The organism is Sinosporangium album, from assembly GCF_900100605.1.
In the GTDB taxonomy this organism is placed as follows: Bacteria; Actinomycetota; Actinomycetes; order Streptosporangiales; family Streptosporangiaceae; genus Sinosporangium; species Sinosporangium album.
Genome location: NZ_FNCN01000074.1, coordinates 1 through 6,555 on the forward strand (window position 1 = coordinate 1; position 6,555 = coordinate 6,555).

3 protein-coding genes are annotated in these 6,555 nt (G+C 71.0%); all 3 read right to left on the minus strand.

Translation table 11 applies throughout. The features are described from left to right. Nucleotides 1–4,493 (minus strand): MobF family relaxase (gene mobF, locus BLQ73_RS30550; RefSeq protein WP_093176375.1); only part of this gene is annotated, 4,493 nt, incomplete at its 3' end. Nucleotides 4,494–4,902: 409 nt separating this feature from the next. Then, nucleotides 4,903–5,055, minus strand: coding sequence for a hypothetical protein (locus BLQ73_RS33020; RefSeq protein ID WP_176955795.1), 153 nt, complete (start codon nucleotides 5,053–5,055; stop codon nucleotides 4,903–4,905). A gap of 181 nt (nucleotides 5,056–5,236) precedes the next feature. Beyond that, nucleotides 5,237–6,376: a hypothetical protein gene (locus BLQ73_RS33025; RefSeq protein ID WP_093176377.1), complete on the minus strand. Its 1,140-nt coding sequence runs from the start codon at nucleotides 6,374–6,376 to the stop codon at nucleotides 5,237–5,239. Nucleotides 6,377–6,555 lie beyond the last annotated feature (179 nt).

Below are 6,555 nucleotides of genomic sequence, written 5' to 3' on the forward strand. Positions count from 1 at the left end.
TCAGCGGCTACCCGCTCAAGCTCGCTTCGCCGCAGCCGCTCGCGCTCGGCCACCCGCTCAACTCCGCGCCCGACGATCACGGCAAGAGCACTGCGCGCCCGCAGGATAGCCCTGCCAAGCACGCTGCCCGTCTCAATTTCGGCGGCCTCGCCGTACAGGCTCAGCGCCGTCTGCCCCTGCATTGGCGCCTCTGCTTCAACGCTCGCAGTCTCGGCAGCCTCCTCGCGCTCCCGCCCAGAATCGGCGACGTCGAAGAGGGTCAGCTGGTTCTCGTGGCCACCCGCGACTTCCTCGACATCGCGCATCGGCGGCGTATCAGCTGTGGCCTCGCGGTGCAGCGGCGGCAGAGCGGCCGCGTCCACCTCGGGCCGGCGGCGGAGCTCGCTATCTGCGCGCATCGCCATCACCCGCGCATCCTCAGTAGCTGCGTGCCATGCCTGCCGGGCATCGTCGATCTCGGCCAGGCGGCTACGTCGCTCCTCCAACTCGGCCGCCAGCGCCGCCTCCCCTGCGGCCCGAGCCTCCATCGCCTCCCGCTCCTGCTCGTCAATCGCGGTGGCCGCCACCGCCCGCAGCCGTACCGCCTCCGCAGCATGCTCGCGAGCCCTAAGAGACGTGATCCGCAGGTCGTCGGATACATGCGGTGGAGCCCACCGCGCCTCCCTCTCGTACCGGGCCCGCATCACCCACAGCTCGCCCAACGTCACGGCGGCGATATCCCGATCGCTCTCAGCACGGCCGAGCGCGTCATAAGCCGCATACCAAGCCACACGCGCCTCCGGATTGGTGCGGCTGGGAGCCGCACCAATCGCATCGGTCGGCGAGGCGTAGCCGTACTCCTCGCGGTAGGCCATCACCCGGCCAGCCCGCTCGATCCACTCTGCTCGCGCTGCCCCCTCGGCGGGTGCCTCCCCAAGCTGCTCAACCAGCCACCCCGCCGGGCGCTCAGCGGACCGCTCGCCAAGAACAACAGTTCTCGCGTCCTTCGCGGCCGCCAGCCTCTCCAGCCACGCATCCACGCGGGGAAGCCCCGTCCGCAGCGTGCGCTGCAGCCACGTACCGCGGATGTACTGCTCACCAGGCTCCAGCCGATCGATATCGATCCCGCGGGTCTCGGCCGCCTGGGTGATACGCCAGTGCAATGTCGCGGCGGGGGAGTCAGCCGTGTCGAGCTCGCGCTCGGCCACCGCCATATCGAGGATGCGGTGCGCGTCCAGCCCTGAAAGATGCAGCTGCTGCAGTAGGCGCCCGAGCGTGCCGGTGGCCGCGTCGCTGCGCAGCTGCTCGGCCAGCTCCGCCGGGAGCGATCCGCGAGCTTCGGCCTGGGCGATGTAGCCAGCAGCCGCGTACTGCCGGTGTCCATCAAGCCACCGCGCCCCCAAGTTCGCCAGGTGCTCGGTCCGCTCTCGCTCGGCCCGCACCGCCTCCAGCGCGGTCTGGTCGTCCTCGACCCGCTCTAGTGCCCTCGCGAGCACCGCCAGCCTGTCCTCAGGCTGGACGGCCTGCTCGGCATCGGCTGCCTGGACGGGACCGGGCCGGAGATCAGCCTGACGGTCACGCTCGCCTACCACGGTGTAGGCGTAGTTCCCATCTCGGCCCCGAGACAGCATCACGTACAGCATCTCCCGTGTCACACCCTCGTCCACGAGGTTGTGACACGTGTCCACATTGCGCCCCTGCCCAGCGTGCACAGTCCCGGCATAGGCCAGCTGCACATGCTCGGCCACGTAGTCACCCTCCAAGCGCACCACAGCGCCCGCGTGACCGTCCGCGCCGATGAGCCGGGCCTCAAGCGTCCCCGCGCCTACCGATTCGACTCGCAAGACGTCGCGGTTGCTGAGCGGCCGCGCATCCGCGCCGACTATGAGGGTGTGGTCGTTCTTGCGCGCGGTGATCAGGTCGCCGCGCCCAGCGACGTTGCCGTCTCGAAGGGTCACCCCGTGCTCGCTCACCAGGCCGTAGGCGACGAGGTCGGCCCGCACCCGTGCGGCCAGCTCGGCGGCCTGCTCGTTGGTCGATGTCATCAGCAGCGTGCGGCGGCCGACGAGGTAGTCGGCCACGGTGGCGCGGCATGCGGCCACAGCCATGTCCTCGCGAGTTCCGCCCAGCAGACGGCCGCGACGGTCGTACTCGCTGAGCACCTGGACGTCTCCGGCCCGCAGGCGCAGCGATGCGTCTCGTTCCCACGTCTCGCGCATCCGCTGTATGTCGACCAGCTGATACGCCCCGGCCGTGGCTACCATCTGCCGCATCATCCCGCCGACACCCGGCGCGCCGAGCTGCTCGGGGTCCCCGGTCCAGAGGACTTTCGCGCCTGCGTGCTCTGCCACCTTCTGAATCGCAGTCAGATAGTCGGTGGTGACCATGGACGCCTCGTCCACCACGATCAACTGCCCTGGCTCCACCCGGACTTGAGCACACTCGATCTTGTCGAGCCACTGCTTGATGTTGTAGGTGGCGTCCAAGCCTTCGTCTCGGAGGACGTTGGCTGCAGTCTGGGCGGTAGCCAACCCCACCACCGCACCGCCCGTCTGCTCCCGCCACACCTCAGCCAACGCCGCGACCGTGAAGCTCTTGCCCGCCCCCGCAGGCCCAACCAGCACGTCAGTACGCCGACCCGACGTCAGAATGCCGTACACCGCTTGCCGCTGATCGGGGCGAAGCGACTCCACCGCCGCCGCCAAGCGAGTAGGAAGCACCGCCGCTGGATCGACCTCGCCGGCGGTCCTGTCTGCCGCCCCGCCCGCACCAACGCCAGCCGTATGGGCCCCTGCCGCCTCCCCGTCAGTCTCCGCCGCCGACGTCCCCTCAAGCGACTCCGGAGCAGACGACGCGACCTCGGAAGCGAGCTCGATCCCGAGCAAAGCAGCGGCCTCGCGGGCATCGACGCGGGGCGCCCCACCGGCAAGCGCCCCCACGATGACCGCTGTCTCGGTATCCAGCTGCCGCGCCGTGGTGTACCGCTGCGCACACGGCGCCTCATAGACGCTGCGACCGTCCGCACGCCGTAGCTCCGGCGGCTCCTGCACCAGCTCAGGGGCCGTGACCAGCCGCACCCCCGCCGCGGTGCCCTCGGGGTTCAGGGCCCTGTCTGCGAGCTCCTCCAGCAGCGCCTCGACCCGCTCGGCGGGCAGCGCACCGAGGTGGTCGGGCAGGTGCCGGGACAGATACCGGATCACCTCGTACCGGGTGAACGCGGACTTCGCGGCCTGGGCCTCGGCCACGGCCGCCTCGATCACGTGTTGCATGTCCATCGCGGCCAGCCGCTCCCGTGCCTCGGCCTGAGCGGCGGGAGCGACCCTGCCGAGCGCCGAAGCGGGGATCTGAGTGAGCTGCTCGATCTCCTGCTCAGTGGTCCGCCGCTCCCACTCCCGCAGCTCCGCCGCCCTGCTCGGCATGTCCGCGAGCTTGGGCTTTGCGGCCTTGGTCGCCTTGGTCGCGTCCTGCGCCAGCTTGAAAATCGTGCGGGCGCTCGGCTTCCGACCATGCGCCGCTTCGTAGTCCGCGATGCGCTGCTCCAGATCAGCGGTCACCTGCACGCGGCGGCTCGAAAATGCCGCGATCTGCTCGGCGGTGACACCGACGACCTCGCGGCCATGCCCGTCAGGGCGGGCCCGCCACTCCACCCCCAGCGTCCGGGTCAGCCGCTCCTCCATCACCCGCTCGCCCACCGCCGCCGCGGCGGCGCGGACACGGTGGATGGCCCGGGAGTCCAAGCTCCGCCATCGGCCGTCCTCGCACAACTGGCGGTTGAGCACCGCCTGATGCACGTGGAGCTGAGGCTCCCCCTCCCGGTTCGTGTGCTGGCGGAACTGCGCCACCACCCACTGGCCAGCACCCATCCACCGCCCGGTCGAGCGCCCCTCTACCACCCTGCCGTGATACCCCGTCCGCGCGTCGCCCGCGTGATCCCGCGCGTAGGTCAGGGCGGCCGTAGCCCCCTCCATCACCGCCCCCCACACCGCAGCGGCCGCACGGTCATAGGCGTCAGCCTGCTCGGCGTTCCCGGCCTCACGAGCCCTCAGCGCGGACGCCTGCAGACCCGCGTGCAACAAGCTCACGCTCTTCGTCGGCGAGAACGTCAAGTCGAAGAAGTACACCGCCTGCCGCTGATCCCGGAGAGCCTCGATCCGCAGTTCCTCAAGCCGTTCAGGCGTCGCCTCCGGCTCGGCGGCCGCGCGGGCGGCGAAGACCTCCGCAGCGCTCTTGAACCCGCTGGCGCGGCGCCCCAGATGCGCCTTCTCCGCATCAGGCACCAAGCCGTCCAGGAACTGCGGGTCACGCGGGTCAAGGAAGGTCGAGTACAGCCGCTCCATGATCAGCGGGTCCACCGTCGCGCCGGGCTCCAGCCCAAGAACACGCGCCCCCTCGCCCCACCACACGCCGGGCGGCTCACCATGCTCCGCCACCGCCGCCAGATAGTAGTTCTCCGCCCCCCGGCCCACACCCTTGGTCAGATACCCGGGGTCGTAGCCCGCCGCGATGCTCAACATCGTGGTGGCCTCCCTCCGGGTCCGCCCCGCCCCACAGGGCGCATCTACATCACTGGTCACAGCTACTCTACCCAAGATCATTAATAATGCCTAGGTGTGGGGACTTAGAAAAGGGAGTGGGGGAGACGAGAGGACTCTGCCTAGGGCAGAGGAGATGCGTGGGGAGAGACTGGAATCAGGGGAGGAGGGAGGTCGAGAGGAGACGGTGAGAGGACGCTGTACGGGGCTGGGAACGGCTACGAGGGAAGTCAGACGAGAGCCGCCAACGGCCACGCCCCCGCTCACCGCCAGCCCGACGACGCTCGGCCCGCCACCGCCGGCTCCTCGGCGACCGGTCGCGGTGGGGCTACAAAGCCAAAGCCGGAGTGTTCAAGTTTGCAAACTTGAACACTCCGGCTTTGCAGGGGGGTTACCTGTGCCGGTCGAGGCGCCACCGCCGACGATCGGGCACCGCGTCATCGACCCGGGCGCCGAGTATGGCCTCCCGAATCTCCTCGCCGTCAGCCCCGCCAACGGCGAGCGCCTCGGCCAGCGCCTCGGCAAATTCGTCGAACTCGCTCACAAGCTCTCCTAAGTTTGCAAACTTAATTACCTTCGGCCAGTTACGTACACCTGGTAGCCCCCTTGGATCAGGCGGGCAGCCTGGGCAAGGATCTGCTCAGCGTGGGCGGCGGCCGCGCGATTGAGGCGCCACAGGTGCGTCTCACTGGCTGCGACCGCCACCAGGGCGGTTGGTCGGGCTGTCACCCCTTGGTCGCCTCGGCGTCCGCGCGGGCCTGCTCGGCGGCGGCCGTGAGCCGCTCGACCTCGGTGCGGTGCTGTTCGCGGGCGGCTTCCAGCTCGGCGCGGGCCTGGGTCACCTGCTCGGCTGCCTGCTGCTGCGTCCGCTCGACCTCAGCCCGGTGCTGCTCGCGCTCACGGTCCTGTCCGACCTCGGCGCGCTCGGCGCGGACACGGGCGTCGGCGGCCGCTGCGGTGAGGTCGGCCACGCGTGCCTCGTATGCCTGCGTGAGCATCGCGCGCTCGCGCTCGGCGTCGGCGCGGAGCCGCTCGACCTCGGTACGCGCGGCGTCGGCGGCGGCTTCGGCGCGGGCTCGTGCCTCGCCGGCGGCGTCGCGCTCCGCGGTGGCGGCCCGCACCCGGGCCTCGGCGTCCGCGCGGGCCTGCTCGGCGGCGGCCGTGAGCCGCTCGACCTCGGTGCGGTGTTGCTCGCGGGCGGCTTCCAGCTCGGCGCGGGCCTGGGTCACCTGCTCGGCTGCCTGCTGCTGCGTCCGCTCGATCGTCTCAGCGGCCTCGGTCTGAGTGCGGTCGAGCGCCTCGACGGCGTCGGCGCGGGCCTGCTCGGTCTCGGCGCGGGCGTCGGCGGCGGCCTGCTCGGCGCGCTCGCGCTCGCGCTCGGCCTCCTCGGCGACGGCGTCGGCCTGGTCGCGCTCGGCCTGGGCCTGACGCGCTGCGGCGGCGGCCGTGGCGGCGGCGCGCTCGGCCTGCACGGCGCGGGCCTGGGCGGCGGCAACCTCCTCGCGGGCGGTGGCCTGCACTGCCTCGACCTCGGCCGCGGCCGCATCGGGGTCGCTGATTGTGCGTAGGTCCGTCACCAGGCGGGTGAGGTCGGCCACGAGGGCATCCATGCGCTCACCTGCGGTGCGGGTGAGCTCGGCCGCGCGGGCGGTGCCGATGGTGACGGGGCGGTCGAGGTCGTCGGGCTGCGGCTCGCCGGCGGCCTGCTGCTTCCGGCGAGCACGCCAGGCGGTCACCCGGGTGTGCCCGGGGTCGTCGCAGTAGTCGGGCTGCCTTCCGGGGCGGTCCTCGCGGACAGGCGGCCGCGTGCATCCGGGGTAGCGGCACGTCCGGGCTGCCAGGTCGGCGGGTTCGGTGTTCGTCATGCCCTCAGTCTAATCGTTACATATCGTTTCGTCAAGCTGAAACGTATCAAGTAACGAAACGTAACGTAACGATATGCGGCTCGATCGGGTGGGGCGATCGCGCTGTGGGGCGGGTGGACCGCTGCTCCCACAGGAGGGGCCGGCTCCTCATCCCGTCCGCCTGAGGGCGTCTCGACCAG

What these genes read in the sequence shown, in the direction of transcription:
- BLQ73_RS33025 (WP_093176377.1), bottom strand. Translation starts at nt 6,376, where the DNA reads ATGACGAACACCGAACCCGCCGACCTGGCAGCCCGGACGTGCCGCTAC.